This window comes from Paenibacillus tundrae (assembly GCF_030812775.1).
In the GTDB taxonomy this organism is placed as follows: domain Bacteria; phylum Bacillota; class Bacilli; order Paenibacillales; family Paenibacillaceae; genus Paenibacillus; species Paenibacillus tundrae_A.
Map to the genome: position 1 here is coordinate 1 of NZ_JAUSTI010000016.1, position 21,055 is coordinate 21,055.

General features: G+C 45.6%; 17 protein-coding genes and 1 riboswitch. Of the genes, 6 read left to right on the forward strand and 11 right to left on the reverse strand.

All coding sequences use genetic code 11. The annotated features are described in order from the left end of the window. Positions 1-515: 515 nt before the first annotated feature. The 7 genes from J2T19_RS22295 to J2T19_RS22325 form a co-directional block, all read right to left on the reverse strand. Positions 516-1,892 carry an NCS2 family permease gene (locus J2T19_RS22295; RefSeq protein WP_056699874.1) on the reverse strand — a complete coding sequence of 459 codons (1,377 nt, stop codon included), beginning with the start codon at positions 1,890-1,892 and terminating at the stop codon, positions 516-518. A 179-nt stretch (positions 1,893-2,071) separates the two neighbouring features. Further along, positions 2,072-2,171, reverse strand: a riboswitch (purine riboswitch). Positions 2,172-2,594: 423 nt separating this feature from the next. Next, complete coding sequence (locus tag J2T19_RS22300) at positions 2,595-2,846, reverse strand: hypothetical protein (RefSeq protein ID WP_307219699.1); 252 nt, start codon at positions 2,844-2,846, stop codon at positions 2,595-2,597. 463 nt (positions 2,847-3,309) lie between these two features. Continuing rightward, positions 3,310-4,848 carry a glutamine-hydrolyzing GMP synthase gene (gene guaA, locus J2T19_RS22305; protein WP_307219702.1) on the reverse strand — a complete coding sequence of 513 codons (1,539 nt, stop codon included), beginning with the start codon at positions 4,846-4,848 and terminating at the stop codon, positions 3,310-3,312. Between the two features lie 332 nt (positions 4,849-5,180). After that, the gene (locus J2T19_RS22310) at positions 5,181-7,490 is read right to left on the reverse strand and encodes a DUF4129 domain-containing transglutaminase family protein (RefSeq protein WP_307219704.1); all 2,310 of its coding nucleotides are present in this window, start codon (positions 7,488-7,490) and stop codon (positions 5,181-5,183) included. Further along, on the reverse strand, positions 7,477-8,763 hold the full coding sequence (locus tag J2T19_RS22315) for a DUF58 domain-containing protein (protein WP_307219706.1): 1,287 nt from the start codon (positions 8,761-8,763) through the stop codon (positions 7,477-7,479). Before J2T19_RS22315 ends, J2T19_RS22310 begins: the two co-directional genes overlap by 14 nt. Next, a complete protein-coding gene (locus tag J2T19_RS22320; protein ID WP_307219708.1) occupies positions 8,760-9,752 on the reverse strand; it encodes an AAA family ATPase in 993 nt (330 codons plus the stop codon). The genes J2T19_RS22315 and J2T19_RS22320 overlap by 4 nt, the downstream gene beginning before the upstream one ends. Positions 9,753-9,831: 79 nt before the next feature. Continuing rightward, on the reverse strand, positions 9,832-11,148 hold the full coding sequence (locus tag J2T19_RS22325) for a polysaccharide deacetylase family protein (protein ID WP_307219710.1): 1,317 nt from the start codon (positions 11,146-11,148) through the stop codon (positions 9,832-9,834). Positions 11,149-11,388: 240 nt separating this feature from the next. Between J2T19_RS22325 and J2T19_RS22330 the strand changes: the two genes are divergently transcribed. The 6 genes from J2T19_RS22330 to J2T19_RS22355 all read left to right on the forward strand — a co-directional run bounded on the left by J2T19_RS22330 (position 11,389) and on the right by J2T19_RS22355 (position 17,637). Then, positions 11,389-12,045 carry a DedA family protein gene (locus tag J2T19_RS22330; RefSeq protein WP_307219713.1) on the forward strand — a complete coding sequence of 219 codons (657 nt, stop codon included), beginning with the start codon at positions 11,389-11,391 and terminating at the stop codon, positions 12,043-12,045. A gap of 336 nt (positions 12,046-12,381) precedes the next feature. Beyond that, entirely contained in the window at positions 12,382-13,908 is a 1,527-nt protein-coding gene (locus J2T19_RS22335) for a spore germination protein (protein WP_370874926.1), read from the forward strand. A gap of 15 nt (positions 13,909-13,923) precedes the next feature. Next, positions 13,924-15,129 (forward strand): Ger(x)C family spore germination protein, encoded by a 1,206-nt coding sequence (locus J2T19_RS22340; protein WP_307219716.1) that lies wholly within the window; start codon positions 13,924-13,926, stop codon positions 15,127-15,129. Positions 15,130-15,138: 9 nt separating this feature from the next. After that, a complete protein-coding gene (locus J2T19_RS22345; RefSeq protein ID WP_307219719.1) occupies positions 15,139-15,375 on the forward strand; it encodes a hypothetical protein in 237 nt (78 codons plus the stop codon). Positions 15,376-15,393: 18 nt separating this feature from the next. Continuing rightward, positions 15,394-16,497, forward strand: a complete 1,104-nt coding sequence (locus tag J2T19_RS22350; RefSeq protein WP_307219721.1) for a GerAB/ArcD/ProY family transporter — start codon at positions 15,394-15,396, stop codon at positions 16,495-16,497. Between the two features lie 42 nt (positions 16,498-16,539). Further along, positions 16,540-17,637, forward strand: a complete 1,098-nt coding sequence (locus J2T19_RS22355) for a GerAB/ArcD/ProY family transporter (protein WP_307219723.1) — start codon at positions 16,540-16,542, stop codon at positions 17,635-17,637. 181 nt (positions 17,638-17,818) lie between these two features. Here the strand turns inward: J2T19_RS22355 and bcp are convergent, their stop codons facing one another. From bcp to J2T19_RS22375, 4 genes are read right to left on the reverse strand one after another with little or no spacing between them, the layout of a single operon-like run. Then, complete coding sequence (bcp, locus tag J2T19_RS22360) at positions 17,819-18,289, reverse strand: thioredoxin-dependent thiol peroxidase (RefSeq protein ID WP_307219725.1); 471 nt, start codon at positions 18,287-18,289, stop codon at positions 17,819-17,821. Between the two features lie 33 nt (positions 18,290-18,322). Next, positions 18,323-19,108: an ABC transporter permease gene (locus J2T19_RS22365; protein WP_307219727.1), complete on the reverse strand. Its 786-nt coding sequence runs from the start codon at positions 19,106-19,108 to the stop codon at positions 18,323-18,325. A 4-nt stretch (positions 19,109-19,112) separates the two neighbouring features. Then, positions 19,113-19,907 (reverse strand): ABC transporter permease, encoded by a 795-nt coding sequence (locus tag J2T19_RS22370; protein ID WP_056699805.1) that lies wholly within the window; start codon positions 19,905-19,907, stop codon positions 19,113-19,115. Further along, a complete protein-coding gene (locus J2T19_RS22375) occupies positions 19,908-20,954 on the reverse strand; it encodes an ABC transporter ATP-binding protein (RefSeq protein ID WP_307219729.1) in 1,047 nt (348 codons plus the stop codon). Between the last annotated feature and the right edge of the window lie 101 nt (positions 20,955-21,055).

The window sequence follows — 21,055 nt, forward strand, 5'->3', positions numbered from 1 at the left end:
CAAGCTCTTTTTTTAAGTTTCTTTCGAAGCTTATGTTGTTTGCTTGCCGCACCGTGTTTCTCGTGTTTTCTTGGCCGGAATTAGAATATACCATGTACAGATTTAGAACGCAAGCTTTTTTTTAAAACAAAATCAGTTTTCTTAATCGCTCCCTCTCAGAAGATAAGTTTCTTCTATAATATATAGTTTCCTAAGTATGATGTTTCTATATTATACGTTCCCTGAGTTCATTCAGGAGCTAGCTCCTTATCTTTATTCTCATCCCAAGTTCATATCTCCATCGTTTCATAGTCCATCTTTTCCGAACCACTACACTGCAACTATCTCTGCATGTATCTTTCACTTTCTTTAATCACCAGCATTGAATTGAAAGCATAGAGACTCATCATATCAACGAAGTTGAATCCCTTCTTATTTATATAGTAGTAAACAAAAAAGAAGCTCAACACTCCGGTAATATACCATCGTATCGGCTTCTCCTTCTATTCTATTCAAGTTTTATTTCAATTGCACGACTATTCGCCGCCCATAAATACATACCGACATATTACGATAATCGCTAAGATCCACATCAACCAGTGAATTTTCACTTTACGTTCTGTTACCAAGTTGCTGAATACCGCCAAGATTACATAAGATACGATACCTGCAGAGATCCCGTTCGCGATTCCACCCGTGAAAGGCATCAGCACAATAGTAAGGAATGCAGGGAAAGCTTGGAGGAAGTCATCCCATTCAATACTGCGAACCTGACTCATCATCAATACACCTACAATGATCAGCGCTGGAGCAGTCGCAGCAGAAGGAACAACCAGTGCCAGTGGAGCGATGAACAATGCGAGGATAAACAACAGACCCGTAGTTACTGAAGTTAGTCCTGTGCGTCCACCCGCTTCAACGCCTGAAGCACTTTCAACATATGCAGTAATCGTACTTGTACCCAATGCAGCACCTGCGCTGACACCAACTGCATCGACGAGCATCGCTTTACCGATCGTTTTCTCGCCTTTTTTCTTATCTTTCATAATGCCCATACGTGTTGCCGTCCCTACCATGGTGCCGAACGTGTCGAACAATTCAACAAAGGTAAAGATAAAGATGATTTCAAACAAACCTAAGCTAATTGCGCCTTTTAAGTCCAACTGTCCTACAGCCAGATCACTGAAGTTAGGCAACCAGCTTGCACCAGTCAACCCACTCAGATTAGTAACTCCCATCGGAATCCCGATCAACGTTGTTGCCACGATCCCAATCAAGAGAGCGCCTTTGATTCGCATAACCATCAGAATAGCAATAAGCAACAAACCAATAAGAGCAAGCAGTGCATCGTGATGTGTTACGAAGTTACCGAGTGAAAGGTTGAAGCTACTGCCCGGAATCGGCTGGCTCAGATCTGCATCTGGCGCTACGTTCACCGTTACTGCTACCAAGTTAGCCAATTTGAAACCAATAATCGTAATAAACAAACCAATACCGACTGTGATAGCCATTTTAATCGATTGCGGTACTGCAACGAGCAGCATTTGCCGTACTCTAGTCACGGTCAAAATAATGAACACGATACCTGAAAGGAACACAGCTCCAAGAGCTGCCTGCCAAGTAATTGCACCATTCGAGCTAAGAACCACTGTCATGAAGTACGCGTTCAATCCCATGCCCGGTGCGAGCGCAATCGGAATATTTACGAACAATCCCATAATAATTGTCATTAATCCAGCGCCGACTGCCGTTGCAAAAAACACTGCGTTATCAGACATTCCCGCCCCGCTAGAACCTAGAAACAACGTGTTTACAAAAAGAATGTAAGCCATTGTCATAAAGGTGGTCAGACCCGCAACAATCTCCGTTCTAACATTTGTTCCGTTTTCTTTGAGTTTAAAGAAACGATCCATAAATTACTTACTCCCCCTTAGAGATGTTGAAGCCATATTGAAAAACGACAAATGACCCTGAAGATGTTATATCCCCAGAGCTCAGCTTGACTAGGAGCGGCATTAAAGCCTTTTGACCAAGAACAAAAAAATTCTAATGTGCGTGCGTGATGTAAGACGCAATCATGTAGAATTTATGTGCTTAGCCTGCTCCTCTTCGTAGCCAGATCATTAGGGTGATCTCGTAGAGACTCCCGGGCCAATCCCCAGGATTATACGAATTAGTATGCGCTATTTGTTTGTTTCCCATCACTATTTTAGGAGGGCGGGTTCTATTTTGTCAATGATAAAAACGAATGTTATTTCCATACCCTCTTCATATCGTTCGTATTATTTAACAAAAAGAACCAGGTTAGCGATTTACAAACCATTTACCTTCGAGTTTATCAACTGTATTTCTAGTAGTATATGTCCATTTTGTCAGACTTCATATCGTTTCGGATAGTTAAATGCATATTAAAAAAGCTACCCTTTTCAAAGCACAACCAATGCTTCGATAAAGGTAGCTTGTGTTCATATGAGCATGCGCGAAAAGGTGGATATTACGGTTATTCTTTATTGAAAGATGGCCCTGTCTTTTATTCGAGTAATATTAATATTAAACCTGTAAATAACTTGTGATGTTATAGAGCCAGCTATTTGTCCAAACCAATCCTACGTCGATTATATTTCTGTCTGTGAAGCATCAAGTAGTTTGTTTTGATCCTGATCTGTGTTCGTTGTTACGTCAGAGGATACTTCCTGATTTCTGGTCTGATCGGAAGATGCATCCGCCGCCTCTAAGTTTACAAATGAAAAGTCACCGGAACCGGAAGCCAGATCCTGCACACCCGAACCGCATCCCGCCAGCATCACCATCAGAAATGCACTTCCAATGCCCATCTTCCATTTGCTCATATTGTCGGTTTTACGCATACACTCAATCTCCTTTCAGTAGCCAATTGCCGTAGTATGTACTCAGTATAGAACTCAAACCTGAAAAGAATCTGAAGTAAATCTAAAAAGGAGATAAAGAAAAGAAATAACACCAAGCTCAGATGTGCTTCCTTATACTCTCACTGCATCACATTATAAGACCAGCCAAATCTCAATTCGTAATGTATTCCTTACCCTATTTTTAAGATTATTGGATACATTGTTACCCAAGCGATAATCGAGTACAGCCCCGATAAGGATGCGAGAGTGTGAGAATTCAAATTCCTAGTTGGTCAAAAAGATTAAGGATACAGCGTCGTTCTCCTTAAGTACCCTTGCTAAAGTTCTGTGACGTTGAACAAATAGACAGGGTTGCTAATTTTTATAATGCCATAAAACAAAAAAAGCTTGGCAGAAACCTTATCGAAATAAGGCTCTCCAAGCTTCTCTAATGTTTATTTAACTATTCCCACTCGATTGTTGCAGGTGGTTTGGAAGTTACGTCATAAACGATACGGTTTACGTTATCTACTTCGTTAACGATCCGCACGGAGATTTTCTCCAATACGTCCCAAGGGATACGTGCCCAGTCTGCTGTCATACCGTCGATGGATGTTACAGCACGGATACCTACAGTGTAGGAGTACGTACGCGCATCACCCATAACGCCAACACTCTTCATGTTCGGCAGGGCAGTGAAGTATTGCCAGATTTCGCGGTCAAGACCGGCCTTGGCGATCTCTTCACGCAGAATGTAGTCGGAGTCACGAACGATTTTAAGTTTCTCTTCCGTCACTTCGCCAAGAACACGGATCGCAAGACCTGGTCCTGGGAAAGGTTGACGGTGTACAATTTCGTCCGGCAGGCCGCACTCCGTACCTACTTTACGCACTTCATCCTTGAACAGCGTGTTCAAAGGTTCGATGAGTTTGAAGTTCATGTCTTCGGGCAGACCGCCCACGTTGTGGTGAGATTTGATGGTCTGAGCTGTTGCTGTACCACTTTCTACGATGTCCGTGTACAGTGTACCTTGCGCTAGGAATTCGAAATCATCGAACTGCTTGGACTCTTCGTCAAATACGTAAATAAACTCGTTACCGATAATTTTACGTTTTTGCTCTGGATCATCCACACCAGCCAGCTTGGACATGAAACGTTCTTGTGCATCAATTTTGACAACCTTCATGTCGAATTTGCCAACAAACGTCTCCATTACGCTTTCCGCTTCACCTTTGCGCAACAGACCGTGGTCGATAAACATACATGTCAGTTGATCACCGATCGCTTTGTGCAACAAAGCAGCTACAACGGAAGAATCTACACCACCGCTAAGTGCGCACAGTACTTTACCGTCGCCTACTTTTTCGCGGATGTCTCTGATCGTGTCATCGATGAAAGTCTCCATCGTCCAGTTGCCTTCGCAACCACAGATATTAAACAAGAAGTTACTAATCATGTCATTACCACGAATAGAGTGACGCACTTCTGGGTGGAACTGAACAGCATACAATTTGCGCTCATCGTTACTCATTGCAGCGATCGGCGCACTTTCCGTGCCTGCATCCAGTTTGAAACCCGGAGGAAGTGTAACAACATGGTCACCATGACTCATCCATACCGTATGTTCGCCTTCAATGCCTTGAGCCAATGCTGCACCTGCAGCAAACTCAAGGTCTGCTTTACCATACTCGCGCTTCTCGGAACGTTCCACTTTACCTTCTAGCTGTTGAGCCATAAGCTGCATACCATAACAGATTCCGAAGATTGGAAGTCCAAGATCATATACGCCTGGATCTACGTGCGGTGCATTCTCAGCGTAGACGCTGGATGGACCTCCCGAGAATACGATCCCTTTTGGTGACAATTCTGCGATCTTCTCAGCCGGTGTATTATACGGCAAAAGCTCGCTGTATACGCCAAGATCCCGGATTCTTCTGGCGATTAACTGGTTGTATTGGCCCCCAAAGTCAAGGACAACCACAATTTCATTCTGCTTATTCATTACCGTGCCTCCCTCAATTAATGAAACTAATTATACGCAACGACAAAACATACCGTCAAGGAAAGGCTAAACTCCTTTATTCGACAATTTATGAGCAACACGAATGGAGAACAAAAGAATGCTTCTTTTTATGGTGTAACTGCACTTTTGTTCAAGTCAGTCCCACAATTTTTCCACCTCTTCTACCCTTTCCACTCCTACTTGTTGAATAAAAGTACCTCTAACCAATGCTAACCATCTCAACAAGGTTAGCGCGGAAAGACGCCTCGTTCGCCGCTAGGCAAGAGAGGCGTCCGTGATCAGGCGGCTAAACGTAGAGCCTTGCCGTTTAACTAGCGCCTTGGTAACCGCCGGGCTAGCCGAAGTGCCCGGCGCAGGAAGTCCAGACTGTCCGCGCGCAGCGGACGCTCTGGACCGTACAGCAGCCGTTCCCAGTCGGCTGCAAACCGCGCGATGTCCGCGCTGTCCGTGCCTGCGGCAACGGCGGGTGACGCTGCGTATTCTCGCAGCGTCATGCCCGGCGGCCGCGGGCCGTACTGCCGCGCAAGCGCGGGCCAGACCGGAGCGGCAGCGCGTAGCAGCCGCTCTCGGTCCGGAAAGCTGCTGCGCGGCCAAGCCAGCAGCAGCCTCAGCGGCAGCGCGGGGCGTAGCCGCCGCACGCCGAAGGCTACAGCGGCGAACAATGCCGCCGCTGCCGCAAGTGCCGTCGCGGTGAGCCAAGGCGCCGCGACAAATGCTTGGGCGCGAGCGAGCAGCCAAGCGCTCGCACCAGACCACGGTTCCAGGTGCGATTGCACACCTGCATCCTGGAGCTGCGTAGCTTCGGCATCAGTACCCGCCGTCGCTTGCGGTATAACAAAACCAGGCGTTGCCTCAAACGGCATCCAGCCTGCGCCCGGGAAATATACTTCCACCCAAGAATGAGCATCACCTTGGGTAATGCTGTACTGACCCGGAACCTTAGGGTCAAGCTGCCCTGTACCAAATCCCTTTACCCATCGGGCTGGAATACCTTCTGCACGCAGAAGGACAACCATCGCTGTTGAGAAATGATTGCAGTACCCTTGCTTAGTAACAAACAGAAAATCATCCACAAAATCCGTTCCACGCGGAGGCATACGTGTATCCAGTGTATATTCAGCATGATTAGCCAGATATGTCTGGACTGCATGTACTGCATCGTATCGTGTCTTGCTCCCCTTTATAATCTCACCTGCAAGGGAACGCACACGTCCGGGCAGTGAGTCCGGAAGCTGTAGGTAAGTTCTACGAATTTCGGCAGGATCTTTACTCCGATGTTTGGCTTCCAGAAGACGTAAATGTTCTGGCTCAGCTGTAGGAATCATCACATCTGCTGTATAGCGTTTAACGGATACACGGCGGCCTGAACCCGACAGCCACAGCGTCGCTGAATCCCTGTTCGACAGAAGCGAGAGCATGGTTTTCTCATTAACGCTTTCACGATCCTGAAATGATACGTTGAGCGGCATCCCTCCCGTAAAGAGCGGATTGGGTCCCTTCCACTCTCGCTGCATCGTAACGGTCTGTAGAATGCGAGTCCAATAGTTCTGATTCTCCCATCCATCTGTACGTAGTAATCCGGATGGACTAGCCGTTTCGAAACTTTGCGCAGGATCACTCCATGTACTGCCGTTATAATATGAGCGAGTCTCGCCGCGCCAATACGTCGGTTCTGGACTTTTCGCTACAAAAAAGACCGTATCCCCTTGGGTCAGAGGTGCACCCATAGGAGCATCGGCAGTGCTATATCCTGTAACAGATGCTGCAGCAGGAATACTATCTCCTGCATTATAGCCTGCCCATTGTGCCAGACGTTCACCAATCTCATTAAGGGATATACGCTCCGGTTGCGAGATTGAACTATAGTGACCTGGCAACCCAGAGAAAGAAATCATCGCTATGGCGGCAAGCACAGTCACTATACTCCAGCGCCCATAAGGATTCAGCGCATAACGTGGTGTCGTAACCCCACCGGATAAACGCAGGAGCTGCAACAGAGCTTGGATGAGCATGATCCAGAGTACTGAACGTACGATGGATGTGTAGACATCCAGCCCAGCCAGAGATTCCAGCAGCAGCAAATAAACCAGTGTAGCTCCACCAAATAACATGACACTTAGACGCAGCAAAAAGAGAGACTGCACCGAGGTAATCAGCATGCTCCAGCCTAACATCATGCAGAACCCTCTTGTTTCTGTACTTATACTATAGAAATGTCCACTCTGCATGAAGGTATCCAAGTCGGACATTAGCATCTCAGGATACGTGATCCCCCATCCAAGTGGATCTTGTCCGCCGTACATGCAACATAGGGCAACAAAAGCAATACATAATCGAATCAGCGTGCCTGCAATCCAACCAGTACGAAATAATCCGACCACAAGCAGTGCTCCGGTTAATCCAGCCATGACCAATAAAAAACGTTCACTTCCCTGCTGACCCGAAGAGGTCACAGGATAGATCCATTCCAGAGACAATAGCAGCAACAGTGTGCAAATGAACAACCTATAACTAACAGGCTCTGCGGCCTCTTTGCTTCTGTTGTCCAGATTGAGGTATGACAAGCCTTCTGCAATAGATTCACTGGATGGTGAGTGGCGGTTCGGATTATGCTCCCACATCCGTAACCACCACCTTTCCTACAGGAGGTGTTGGGTGATCTGCCACGTTGCAGATTTGTACCCCACACTGCTGAAGCTGCTCTAGCCACGCGACGGACTGGGATTGAGGTACAGGTAGCTTTGAATCCGCTGTACTTATATCTGTTAGATTTGTCCCTGCTGCCTCTGTTAATTGCACCTCTACTTGAATTCCTAGACTTACAGCATCCAGCACCCATTGATGAAGATCCGCATCCATCCGTCCACTGAGTACAACAACCCGCGATCCAATCGACATCTGCTCCAGCATCATCCGGTTCATCATGACGGCTCCACCCTGTGAAGACTGGTTAATCCGTGCTAACGCTAACCAATCTAGAGATAGCTCCAAGTCACTAAAAGATTGCATTTCACCAAATTTATACGTCTGTTGATAAGCTAGACCTTCTCTGTTGCTTGACCACAGTTGATACGGAATGCTATCCATATCCGCTTGATGAATCCACCTTGCTGCCATACTGACGGCTCGTTCAAATGCAGGATGATCGCTTGAATCATCCCAAGATTGTCCATAACCCGCCTGACCTTCATACACCAAAATATGAAGTGATGGTGATTCCATTGTTTCAGGGACAAACGTCTGAAGTCTCCCGGTTTTGGCTGTACTTTTCCAGTGGATTCGTTTCATTGGATCACCGTGCTGATAGTCGCGGAACTCATGCCCCCGGTTACCCTGAAGACTTCTCTGCTCGGACAGCTGTCCCTCTCCCGCAACTGTAGATGTGGTGACGTGGCTCTCTTCATATTCGGTGACCGTGACAGAAGGTACAACGATCAATGAGGTTCCGCCGCTCGTCTCCGCAGATATCGTATTCCAGCCGAAAATATCCCCCCAGTACAATCGGCCGTTATCCCATTCGTAGATGCCCCTTCTCAAACCAGACAACTGGTATTGATAGGTGAATTGCCTCTTCATTCCTGGAAAAAAACACTTTCGATGCACACCCGCAGGTGTATTCTCACACAGCACAATCCACAACAGCGGAATACGACTCTTGAATTCCAGCTCGACTCGCACATGAATGGTTTCGCCAGATAACATGCGGTTGGACTGCATATATCTGCGAATATCAATGTAGCGTGGACCACAGGCATGGATAAGCACTCCACTAACTCCAATCAGAAGTGTAATGGCGAAGAGAAACAATGCTGATTTGCCTCCATACCACACGAAGAGGGAGCCACAAGCCAAGATGAGGGCGGTATTGATTAGACGGCCGGCAAATGTGCTCATGGCCTCCGTCCCCTTCCCTGTGCCGACAACTGAACCGGGATCGGAACGGAAGACAAAGCCTCCTGAATCACCTGTTCTTGTGACCATGAACCCTCTGTTCTATTCTGGGACTTAAGCTGAATGCGATGAGATAGTACAGGAATCGCCATCTCTTTGACATCATCCGGGATCACATAACTGCGTCCTCGAAGGTAGGCAAAGGCCTGCGTGGCAACCATCCAAGCAAGCGTGCCCCGAGGGCTAACCCCAAGTCTCACGGATGAGTGGCTACGTGTCGCTACAGCGACGGAGACCAGGTACTGCTTGATGACTGCATCAACATGTACCTGTCTAACCTCCCGCTGCATGGCTACCACTTCTTCCGCAAGCATGACCGGTGGACTTGCCAAACTAGATTCTCTATTTTGCATACGCGTTAACAGCTCTACTTCTTGTTCAGGCTCAGGATAGCCGAGTCCAATCTTAATCATGAAGCGGTCTAGCTGTGCTTCGGGTAAACGGTAGGTGCCTTCAAACTGCAATGGATTCTGCGTCGCCAGTAAAAAGAAAGGACGCGGTAACGCATACGTTGTGCCATCAACCGTAACCCGGCGCTCCTCCATCGCTTCTAAGAGAGCAGATTGGGTTCGGGGTGAAGCGCGATTAATCTCATCGGCCAATACGAAATTAGACATCACCGGACCTGGACGAAATGTAAATTCCCCTGTAGGAGGATGATAGATCGAGGTACCCATTACATCTGCTGGCATGACATCCGAAGTAAATTGAATGCGCCCCATGGAACAGTCAAGCGCAGAAGCCATCGCACGAACTAACATCGTTTTACCTGTGCCTGGTACATCCTCCAGAAGTGTATGTCCACCACCGAGCATGGCCGTAAGCACATATTGAATCTCTCGGTTCTTACCGATAATAGCAGTCTCAACTCGTTTAATTACTCTATTTAATAACTCCACCGCGTGCTCATGTTCTATCCGAATATACGTCATATCACTCGTTCTCCTTCCATTATCGGCATTTCTTAGTCATAGTAATCTATGATTTCAGTGTTGCCCGGAAGTAGAGAGATTAGACGTAGATTGTAAGATTTCCCCTTCCCATAGCAGCTACAGGAATGTTTGCCTTCACCGTCCATTCCGATTTATTGGATTTCATGGATTGGATGCTCAGCCCCATCTGCTCTAACAGATCTCGAAGCGGAACCCAAGTTGTACCGCCCTGACTTCGAACCTTCCCCTTCACGGTTTCGCCCGCTTGACCTAATCGTCCTGAAGTTAATTCTCCACTGATACTGCTTGCGTAGATAGTTCGGTCTTTCCAGACTACCGTAGCCGTTCTTGTTTCTGCATCCCAACGTGCATTACTGCCGAACTTCTTCATGAAGCTTCGCAAAGGCACCATGATCTGCTGCTCCTCTATTCGAAATTCTCCTGAGTGCAAGGTCGCTGCCGCCATCCCTATTTCTACCTTTAGTTCCTTACCTGCGAGCCATAAGGCAGAATTAGGTTCCACATGCTCAGCAATCCAAGCTTTGCCTGGCGCCTTACGAGAAGCATATGCCCCATCGGACTTTACACGGAATTGGACAGGCTGATCAGAAGCCTTGATCGTATCGAATTGATAGTTTTGATCCTGATAATACCGGATAATTTCAGGCAGTGCTTTTACCGTTTCGGCGTGCGCTCCCCCATCATGCATTAATACAATAACTGAGCTGGTTCCTACAGGCACCTTGGTAGCATTACGTACGATTTCGCTCGCAGGCACACCTTTACGCCTCGAATCTCCGCTATCCACATTCCAATCCATCACGGTATATCCACCTAGCTTCAACAGGTCAAAATAGCTTTGATCAAAGTGGCCATAGCTTCCACCTGGTGCTCTCACCAGATTAGGGCGGAGCCCGGTGATTCCATGAATCACTTCTTCTGTCTGTTTAATCTGTTTCCAGAATTCTTTGAAATCACTATATAATTGCTTGTAATTATGATTGAATGTATGATTTCCCACTGCATGTCCGTCTTCTACAATTGCTCGAATAAGTTCAGGATTTCGCTGCGCTTGCTCACCAAGTACGAAGAACGTAGCGGGGATCTCCTCTTTACTCAAAATATCTAGCACTTCCCTCGTATGCAATCCAGGACCATCATCGAAACTTAGATAGACCGTCTTCTTCGGATTATTTTTCTCGTTGGGAGTGGGTACATTAGAACCTGAAGCGTAAGAAATATCCGTTATCCACGCGCACGTTGTAAATAAACTTATCGCTAATACTATCCGTGCTAGGAACGTCATCCATTGGGGGAACCTGTATGTATGTTTTTGGGCACCATTCACGGGCATATCCACTTCTACACTGACCTTTGATTCCATGTTTTGCGTCATTTATGAATCAACCTCCAACGTTTCTAGTAAATTTGCTGATAGACTTCAGCGGATTTGTTAGAATTATATGGAGGCCATGTGAAAAAAAGACGTCATTCTTCACTATAATTTTTCGGATCGTATCGTATGGATTACGATTGATTCTTTGCTATGAATTAGGTAGCATATCCTAAGCAAGACAGTCCGGGAGTTATGGTACGCTTCGTAACTCACACCTTAACCTCAGGAGAGTGAAAAGTATTGGAATTGCTTGAGAAGATCCAACATCTGTTTGGATCGTATGGATATAGCGTATTATTTTTTGGATTGTTACTTGAGTTCATTGCCCTTCCCTTCCCAGGTGAAACAACGATGGCTTACGCAGGGTATTTATCATACAAAGGACAGCTCGACTTTGGATTCCTTCTGATCCTTGCGTTTCTAGGAACAACAATTGGCATGACCATCACGTATTTTATTGGAGTTAAAGCAGGACTGCCGTTTATAACCCGCTATGGAAAATGGTTTTTATTGAAGCAGGACAAGCTGGATAAAACGCAGAAATGGTTCGGTAAATATGGTAACGGTCTGATCTTCATTGGCTATTTCATTCCAGGTGTGCGGCACTTTACAGGTTATTTTGCAGGTATCGCTGCGATTCCTTTTCGCAAATTCGCTCTTTACGCTTACTCGGGTGCACTATTCTGGGTTGTCCTATTTCTAGGCATCGGCAAAGTATTCGGCCCTCAGTGGAACGTCGTATTTCAGCTCGCGCATAAGTACTCTGCGTACCTCCTAGCAGGGGTTGGACTTTTACTGTTAATTGCTGTGATTTACCGTTACCGCACTGTCTGGAGTCAACGTAATGTGAAGAAGAAAGCTCCTGTTCCCCAAAGACAAAAACAAAATGCCGACTAAAATCTTCTGCAATGAGATCGAAATAACAAGAAACAAATACAACGAGTTAACACATGCCATTATCATGAGCCGCAGACGATGCAGCTCTTTTTTTTATTTTCTTAACTTATGAAATGCCTGGCACACAGAAATAAATGTACGATATCCACACCTGGAGAAGCCCATCCTCCCCTCCCCCAAAATACTCAACAACCGCCTCTCCATATAAATTCTCTATGTAATCCGTTTGATTCAATTAAGTTTATATAGCATCTTCATTACTCACACACTTTGTTGTCATAATCTGTATTCATCCAGGTCATACTACTTTGCAAATAAAGGTTGTACTGGGGGGATATGAATATGAGAATCGATGCGCAGAGTCATGATACAACGCAGCATATCAATCCAAATCTGAGTCAAAACATAGAGTACTGCAAAGAGATGATGGGAAACAGCAATGACCTGATGATTCGCCCTTTCCAATGCCTGCACAAATGGCCTGCCGTTCTGCTATATATCGATGGTCTCGTAGACGTACAGATATTAAATCAGGCTATTCTTGAATCCTTGTTACAGCGACGCGAACTCCCTGATTTTTCAGCAGATGATGAACATCTCATTTACCTTCAAAATGATGTTCTTGCTGCTAGTGAAGTATTGCTCATTGAGGATATGGATGATGTATTAAATGCCATGATTGCTGGTTTTGCCATCCTGTTGATTGAGGGTTCTGTGCATGGTCTCAAGATTGGAGCTGCCGGGTGGGAAGATCGCTCTGTTGGCGAGCCGATATCACAGACTGTTGTCCGTGGCCCCATGGAAGGATTCAATGAAAATTTACGTACAAATACAGCAATGATTCGCAGAAAAATACGAGATTCTCGCCTCTGGATTGAAGAAAGAGAAATCGGACAGATCACCAAAACAAGAGTCGCTGTACTCTACTTAAAGGATACGGTCAACAATGATGTTGTTGAAGAACTTAGAAAACGTCTGGATCAGATCGATATCGATGGCATCCTGGAAGGCGGATATATAGAGGAATTTGTTCAGGATGAGACACGCACCATCTTCCCGACGGTTTATAACAGCGAACGTCCCGATTCCGTAGCTGCTGCACTCCTTGAGGGTCGCGTTGCCATTATTGTGGATGGTACACCTTTTGTACTGCTTGTACCGGCCTTGTTCGTACATTTCTTTCAGTCTCCTGAGGATTATTATCAACGGGCAGACATCAGCTCATTGATCCGTATGATTCGATACCTGGCATTTTTTATTGCACTATTGGCTCCATCCTTTTACATTGCCATATCAACCTTTCACCAAGAGATGTTACCGACCAATCTACTTATCAGCCTCGCTGCACAACGAGAAGGAGTCCCCTTCCCTGCGTTCATTGAAGCATTGCTTATGGAATTAACCTACGAGATCTTGCGTGAAGCTGGTATCCGAATTCCCAAAACGGTCGGTCAGGCTGTCTCCATCGTAGGTACACTTGTTATCGGTCAGGCTGCGGTTGATGCCGGGGTTGTCTCAGCAGCAATGGTCATTATCGTTTCCATTACTGCAATTTCAAGTTACGTCATCCCAGAGAACGGTCTATCGATCTCTGTCCGAATCTTACGCTTCGTGCTGATGATGTTGGCAGCTGCCTTTGGTTTCTACGGCATTCTTATTGTGCTGTTAATTACCGTGACTCATCTGTGTACACTACGTTCATTCGGCGTACCGTACATGTCACCTTTTGCTCCGTTCATTCAGAGCGACTTAAAAGATACGTTGTTCCGGGTGCCTTGGCCTAATATGAGGACTCGCCCACAATCTACAAAATCACCCAACATCAATAGACAGCCCCCTAAAAAAAAGAAGCAGCAACGATAGTCAGGAGAACATGACATGAAGACATCCTTACGCCTTATATCCTGCTTTCTTGTAGTGCTCCCTCTCCTAACTGGATGTTGGGATCGTCAGGAACTTAACCAACTTGGTATTATGCTTGGTCTAGGTATTGATAAGGAGGGCGACAAAATAAAAGTTAGTGCTCAAGTTGTTGTCCCCAGCGAAATCTCTTCCAAATCTGGTGGAGGAAGAGGTACACCGGTTACACAGTACCAAGCCACAGCAGACTCTATGCTGGAAGCTATCCAAAAGTTGACCGAAACAAGTCCTCGCCGGATCTTCATGTCGCATGTCCGTATACTTGTCTTTGGAGAGGAATATGCCCGTGAAGAAGGGATATATGACGTAATGGAAGCACTCATGCGCGAACCTACCGTTCGTCCTGATTATTACGTTATGGTCGCAAGAAAGACCCAAGCTTCTAACGTTCTCGACCTGCTTACACCCCTTGAGAACATTCCTGCCGAAAAGTTATTTAATTCGCTTGATGTCTCCGCCAAGATCTGGTCACCTACGACTACGGTAACGGGAGACGAACTGATGGATACGATGCTATCCCCAGGTATACAGCCCGTGATTACTGGAGTAGAGATTATAGGGAATCGTAGCAAAAGCGGGGAAAAGAGTAATATCGAGAGTATCGAGGTATCCGCACGCCTCAATACAACTGGACTATCTGTCTTTAAAAAGGACAAACTGATTGGTTGGTTAACTGAAGAAGAGTCCAAAGGATTCAATTATGTTAAAGGTAATGTCAAAACGACTGTTGGTCATGTGGATTGTCCTAAGACGGAGGGCACGGTAACGATGAAGACCCTCCGCACCTCAACCGATCGTAAAGTAAAATTTACGCGTGGAGAACCAGTCATGAATCTTAAAGTCAAAAACGTTTCTTCCATTGGCTCGGTGGAGTGCAAATTTCAGATTGGTTCTATGACAGCCATCCGTGAATTAGAGAAACTATCAGAGGAGCGTCTCGTTGAGTTAATGAAAAATTCGGTCAATTCCGTGCGACGCAAATTCCATGTGGATATCTTCGGATTCGGGCAAGAGATATATCAGTCTAACCCTAAATACTTCAAAAAAGTGGAGGGAAATTGGGACCAACATTTCGAAGACCTTGAGGTTAAATATGAAGCAAATTCACAAATCAGACGTGTAGGAACATTGGATGACTCATTCCAAAATGAGTTAAAGGAGTGAAAATATCTTATGGTGCTCTCCATTATTGCGGTAGTGATTGGAATCATCATTGGTTGGATTGACCTCCCTACCCTCTTTAAGAGCAGGCAATGGAAAGAAACCGCTGTCTATAGTGTCTTACTGCTAGCAGGCATCACGTTTAGTGTCATTGCGGTCAATCTGTGGGAATTTCCGAGTCCCTTAAAGCTCATTGTCTGGATCTATGAACCAATCAATCAGTTATTAGCTCGAATGACAGGTACTTAGTTAAAAGGGAGTGAATGTATGCTTGAGCAAGGGCGGCTTGGAACGAGACAATTGGCTACGCTAACGATCATGATGGTCGTTGGCGACATGATGATGATCTATCCTTCCGTAATTACGTCCTATGCGAAGCAGGATGCTTGGATCTGTGCTCTGATCGGCATCCCGTTAGGGATGGGTCTCATGGCTATGTTCATTAAACTAGGTAACGCCTATCCAGGTCAGAACCTTGTGTCCATCTCCAGATCTATCCTGGGATATTGGCCCGGAACATTGCTGGCACTCTTTTACTTGTATTTTTTTATGGTTGGAGCTGCAACCCAGACCCGAGAGGTCGGGGACTTCATGACAACTCAAATTTTCCAAACCACTCCGATTCGTGTCGTCATATTGTTGTTTACCGTTGCTATTGTGTGGGCTGTTATTCACGGTCTGGAATCACTTGGACGATCAAGTGAGCTTCTACTGCCCGTGCTGATTATATTCATTATTGTTCTTGTTGTCTGCCTATTACCCCAAGTCGAAGTAAGCAATCTGAAGCCAATTAGAGAAAATAGCAGTGTTTCCTTTGCTCAGGGTATCTTGGTTAGTATCATTTATCCAATAGGTGAAGCTGTCCCCATTCTTATGCTTCTTCCTTATACAGCCAAAACTTCTCATCGAAGCCTAGATATCATTCTGGCTGCAGGCATCGGAAATCTCATCCTCTCATCTCTGGTCACGATCTCTATGCTTGTTCTAGGTGCTTTTCTCACACAGCATAATATCTATGCATCCTTCATCTTGTCACAAAAGATTAATATCGGTGATTTTTTTCAACGTATTGAAGCCCTAATGGCGTCAGCGTGGTTAATCTCGACTTATTTTAAAGCATGCATCTATCTTTATGTCTTTGTGCTAGGCACCGCCGAACTATTCAATATGAAACAATATAGAAACCTTATTTTACCTACAGGTCTACTGATCTTTGGGTTATCCAATGTGATCGCGCCTGGAATTACGTATATCATTATAACTGTCGTTCCGTATTGGGTGGATTGGGATACTACGATAGGCATTATCTTTCCAGGATTGCTTCTTGTGATTCATTGGATCAAATCATTTTCTCATCAAAAGAAATCATGAACAGTCAGCCTGAAAATCATGAGCGCTTAAAGGAGTTCGGGTATGAACAAAGAGACGCTTACACTTAAACAGTTCACAGCACTCACCTTCCTAGTCATTCTTGGCGATATGACCTTGATCTACCCATCAATGATTGCTGCCTCCGCGAAGCAGGATGCATGGCTAGCTTCAATTGTGAGTCAGCCTATAGGTCTACTGGTTGTGTATGTGTTCTATAAACTTCATCGCACTCACCCTGAGCTAAATTTTGTTCAGATCTGTATGAAGATCCTTGGGAAATGGATAGGAACTATTTTCACTATAGCCTATCTATTTTACTTTGCCATGATCGCCTTTACATGTATAAGGGAAGTCGGAGATTTCTTGACTACGAAGATTTATATTGCAACCCCAATTCGAGCAATTATCATTTTGATGGTGGCAGCACTGACCTGGGCTCTTCTCAAAGGAATCAGCAGTATCGGTGCCACCAGCGAGATTCTGTTGCCTATCTTTGTGGTGTTCATGCTCATCCTGCTCCTTGGTCTCTTGCCACAATTTGAGTTATCTCGTCTCAAACCTGTTCTTGACTCAAGCCCTCTCGAGTTCTGGAAGGGCGTTACGGTAGGTGCCTTTTCTCCTTTTGGAGATATACTTGCACTTATGATGGTTATTCCTTATGTCCACAAAAAGACCCATCTCAAGCGAGACTTGTTACTCTCTTCCCTGACGGCGGGTATCATGCTCACGCTTCTCGTTTTGTTGTCATTAGCAGTTACAGGTTCTTTTATTACCCAACATAACATCTACATCTCTTATTTCTTGTCCAAAAAAATTAACGTTGGAGGTTCGTTTCTTCGTATTGAGGCGATGATGGCTTCGGCTTGGCTAATCTCTACCTACTTCAAAAGCCTGTTGTACATGTATTCGTTTGTGGCCGGAATCGCTCAACTGTTCCAACTCAAAAGTCATAAAATGCTTATTCTACCGTCCTCCATGCTCTTCTTTTCGATGGCAGTCCTACTCGCTCCCAATGTGCTGTACTATATGGTAATCACCGCTGACAGTTGGCTTATGTGGGATATTACGACAGGATTTCTCATCCCGTTACTACTGCTATTGATTCACCGAATCCGACATGGCAAGTCTAAACAGAATTAAATCTGGTGTAAATGTGGATATACAGTCACCAACTTGCAGTGTTAAAAGTGATGGAGCAATAATAATCTCGCCTCTCTACTATAAATTGGTGGACTGATTGACAAAAAAAGCCGTGTCCCAGGAATATTCATTCCCAAAACACAGCCTTTTGTTATGCCTTTGCATAATTCGTCCCTCTGTACTAGCTCGATAACTCCCTAACCGCTTCAAGTGCAGCTTCAATATGTCCCTTTACTCGCACTTTGGACCAATCCTTCATCAATTTCCCTTCTTCATCGATCAAAAAGGTGGAGCGTACGATGCCCATATATTCCTTGCCATACATCTTCTTAAGTTGCCATACACCATACTGTTCCGCAACCCGATGCTCCTCATCCGATAGCAAGGCAAATGGCAGTCCATGCTTAGCAATGAATTTGTCGTGCTGCTTCATTGGATCTGTACTGATGCCCAAGATGACCGTATTCAACCCTTGAAACTCTTCATGTCGATCTCGGAAATCACAGGCCTGCTGTGTACAAGAAGAGGTCATATCTTTAGGATAGAAATACAGCACTACTCGCTTTCCGCGATAATCGGACAACTTCACATTCTCTCCCGTACTGGACGGAAGTTCAAAATCAGGAGCCATCTCGCCTACAGTTACAGTCATCTCAATTCCTCCCTAATCTTCACACGTTATAAATTACGAACCTGCTCCGCGATAGCGTTTCACGCCAAAATTCCATAGAAGTAAGCCCACTGAGCCGAACACCAGTCCCACGACTGGTGTTAGCAGTGCCATACGATGCATCTCCGATCGTTCCAGGAAAAGCGCTGCTGGATAGATGCCCACAAAGGCAAATGGAATAATCCAAGTTAACAGCACCTGAATCGCACGATTGTAGATCGTTACTGGATAACGACCATACCCTTGAATGTTGTACATCAAAGGAAGGATTCCTGTAGGTGCGTCTGAATAAAACGAGAGCGAGGTCAGAATCGTGTATATTCCAGTGTAGATCATGACTGAACTTAGTGCCAGAATGATCAGAGCCGGAATATGCCACCACTCCAGTACCAGACCCATTTCCGCTCCGCTTATGCCCATGATAATCAGACCAATGAACGAACCAACCAGCGCCGGTGGATCGACATTCTCCAGCAAGATCTGGAACAGATTATGCGCAGGTCGAGTCAATATGCGATCCATCTCACCTTTGACAATATAGCGCTCACTGAACCCCCACAGATTAACGAAGCAGCTAAAAATACCATACGGCACCATAAAGTAACCATATACAAAGAGAACTTCACTCTCACTCCAGCCACCTAAGTTATCCGTATGACGGAATACAACAAAGATAAAGATCAGATTCGTTGCCTGGAACAACAGATCCGATATAATTTCAACCCAGAAGTCGGCACGATAGGTGAGCCTTGTTTTCATATAATTTTTGAGATATTCTCCGATTAAACTTAAATAATACATTCCGTTAACCCCCTTGCACGAACAAACGCTTACGCGCTTGCCGCCAGATCAGCATCATCGGAATCAGCAGCAACACAAACCACAGCACCTGAATACCGAGTACATTCCATATGCCTGTGCCTTCCACTCTTCCTGTAAATACAGAGCCGGGCAGATACGTAATTGCTTGGAAAGGCAGCAGCTTCATAATGGTTGACAGCCAATCTGGATACAAGCTGATCGGAATAATTAGACCAGAGAACAGATCTACTACAACCCGTTTCATGCGCATCATACCTTCGTTGTTTTCCACAAAGAATGCCGCAAGTCCCGTAATGACGTTAATCTGGGAGTTAATCAAGAAACTGAAGAACAGCATCACGAGAAAACCGATCCACGCCGAAGGTGCAGTAGGTAACTCCACCGGGAAGAGAAGAATAGCTATCAACATGCCTGGTATCATGAGCAGCAAGAAACGGAAAATACCTTCCCCAAGTCCTTGCATCATTTTGACCATGACATAGTTAATCGGCCTGATGAATTGAATCGCAATGGAGCCATCACGAATGTCGGCCGCAATCTCCCGATCCAGGTTGTTAAAATAAAATGCCCGCGCCATCCATGACACGGCGACATACGTCGTCATTTGAGCAGCCGTGAAGCCGCCAATTTCTCCGCTGCCTCCATAAATGGCTTGCCAGGTAAAGTAATACACGCCGATATTCAGCGTATATATCAAAATGCCGGAATAATAATTCACCCGGTATGCCAGCATCGTTAGAAAACGAATGCGCATAAAATCAATAAATGCACTGTTCATCTAAGATACACCCACCGCTTCGTTGCTTGCCGCTACAATTTCAGGGCGCTCAGCAGAACCGGATTGATAGATACTACGTACAATCTCATCCGTATTAATCTCAACAATCTGAATATCGGTAATATCAGCCTGTCCGACAACCCTTCCAAGCACGTCGGATACATTAAGCTCCAATGGAATCCATACCGATGCCGACAGCTCATTCTCCACTGTCCAGCGTACAGGCATTGCCGCAGTCCATTCCTGCATTTGGCTCATCGTGTGTGCTGTGCCGAACTTGAAGCGGATCTCTCGCTCCGTTCCCCATTGGGACTTCAGATGATCCAAGCCACCGTCATAGATGATATTTCCTGCGTCCAGCATGATAACTCTTGAACAAAGGGCCTCAATATCCTGAAGATCGTGTGTAGTCAGCAGAATGGTTGTACCGTGTTCCTTATTCATGTCTTTCAAGAATTCCCGAATCTCGGACTTCACGACAATATCAAGCCCAATCGTAGGTTCATCCAAAAATACAATGCCTGGATTATGTAGCAAGGCTGCTACTAACTCACAGCGCATGCGCTGTCCAAGACTAAGCTTACGTACTGGACGGCTGAGCAGGTCTTGAAGTTGTAGACGTTCAACAAGCTCATCCAGTCTTTTGCGGAAATCGACCTCACCTACACGGTATACTTTGCGTAGCAGGTGGAAAGATTCGATAACACCAATATCCCACCACAGTTGACTCCGCTGACCAAAAACGACGCCAATGTTCTGTACAAACTTCTCCCGTTCCAGATATGGAACATATCCACCAACTGATATTTGGCCTGAAGTAGGCACCAAAATGCCGGTCAACATCTTAATTGTTGTAGATTTGCCGGCACCGTTCTCCCCGATATATCCGCAAATTTCGCCTTGCGGTATTTGAAACGAAATGTCGTTTACAGCCAATACCTCCTGGTATTGACGTGCAAACAGGTCTTGAAACGCGCCCTTGAGCCCTCCACGGCTCTTCTGAACGCTAAACGACTTGCGTAAATCTTTGACATCAATCGCCAGCATGTTTATACCTCACTTGGATTTTGTTGAAATTGCTTGTAGCCCAAAAAGAAATTATAATAGTATCAGTCGAAATTCAGCAAGCTTTAAAATAGTGTGAGGAG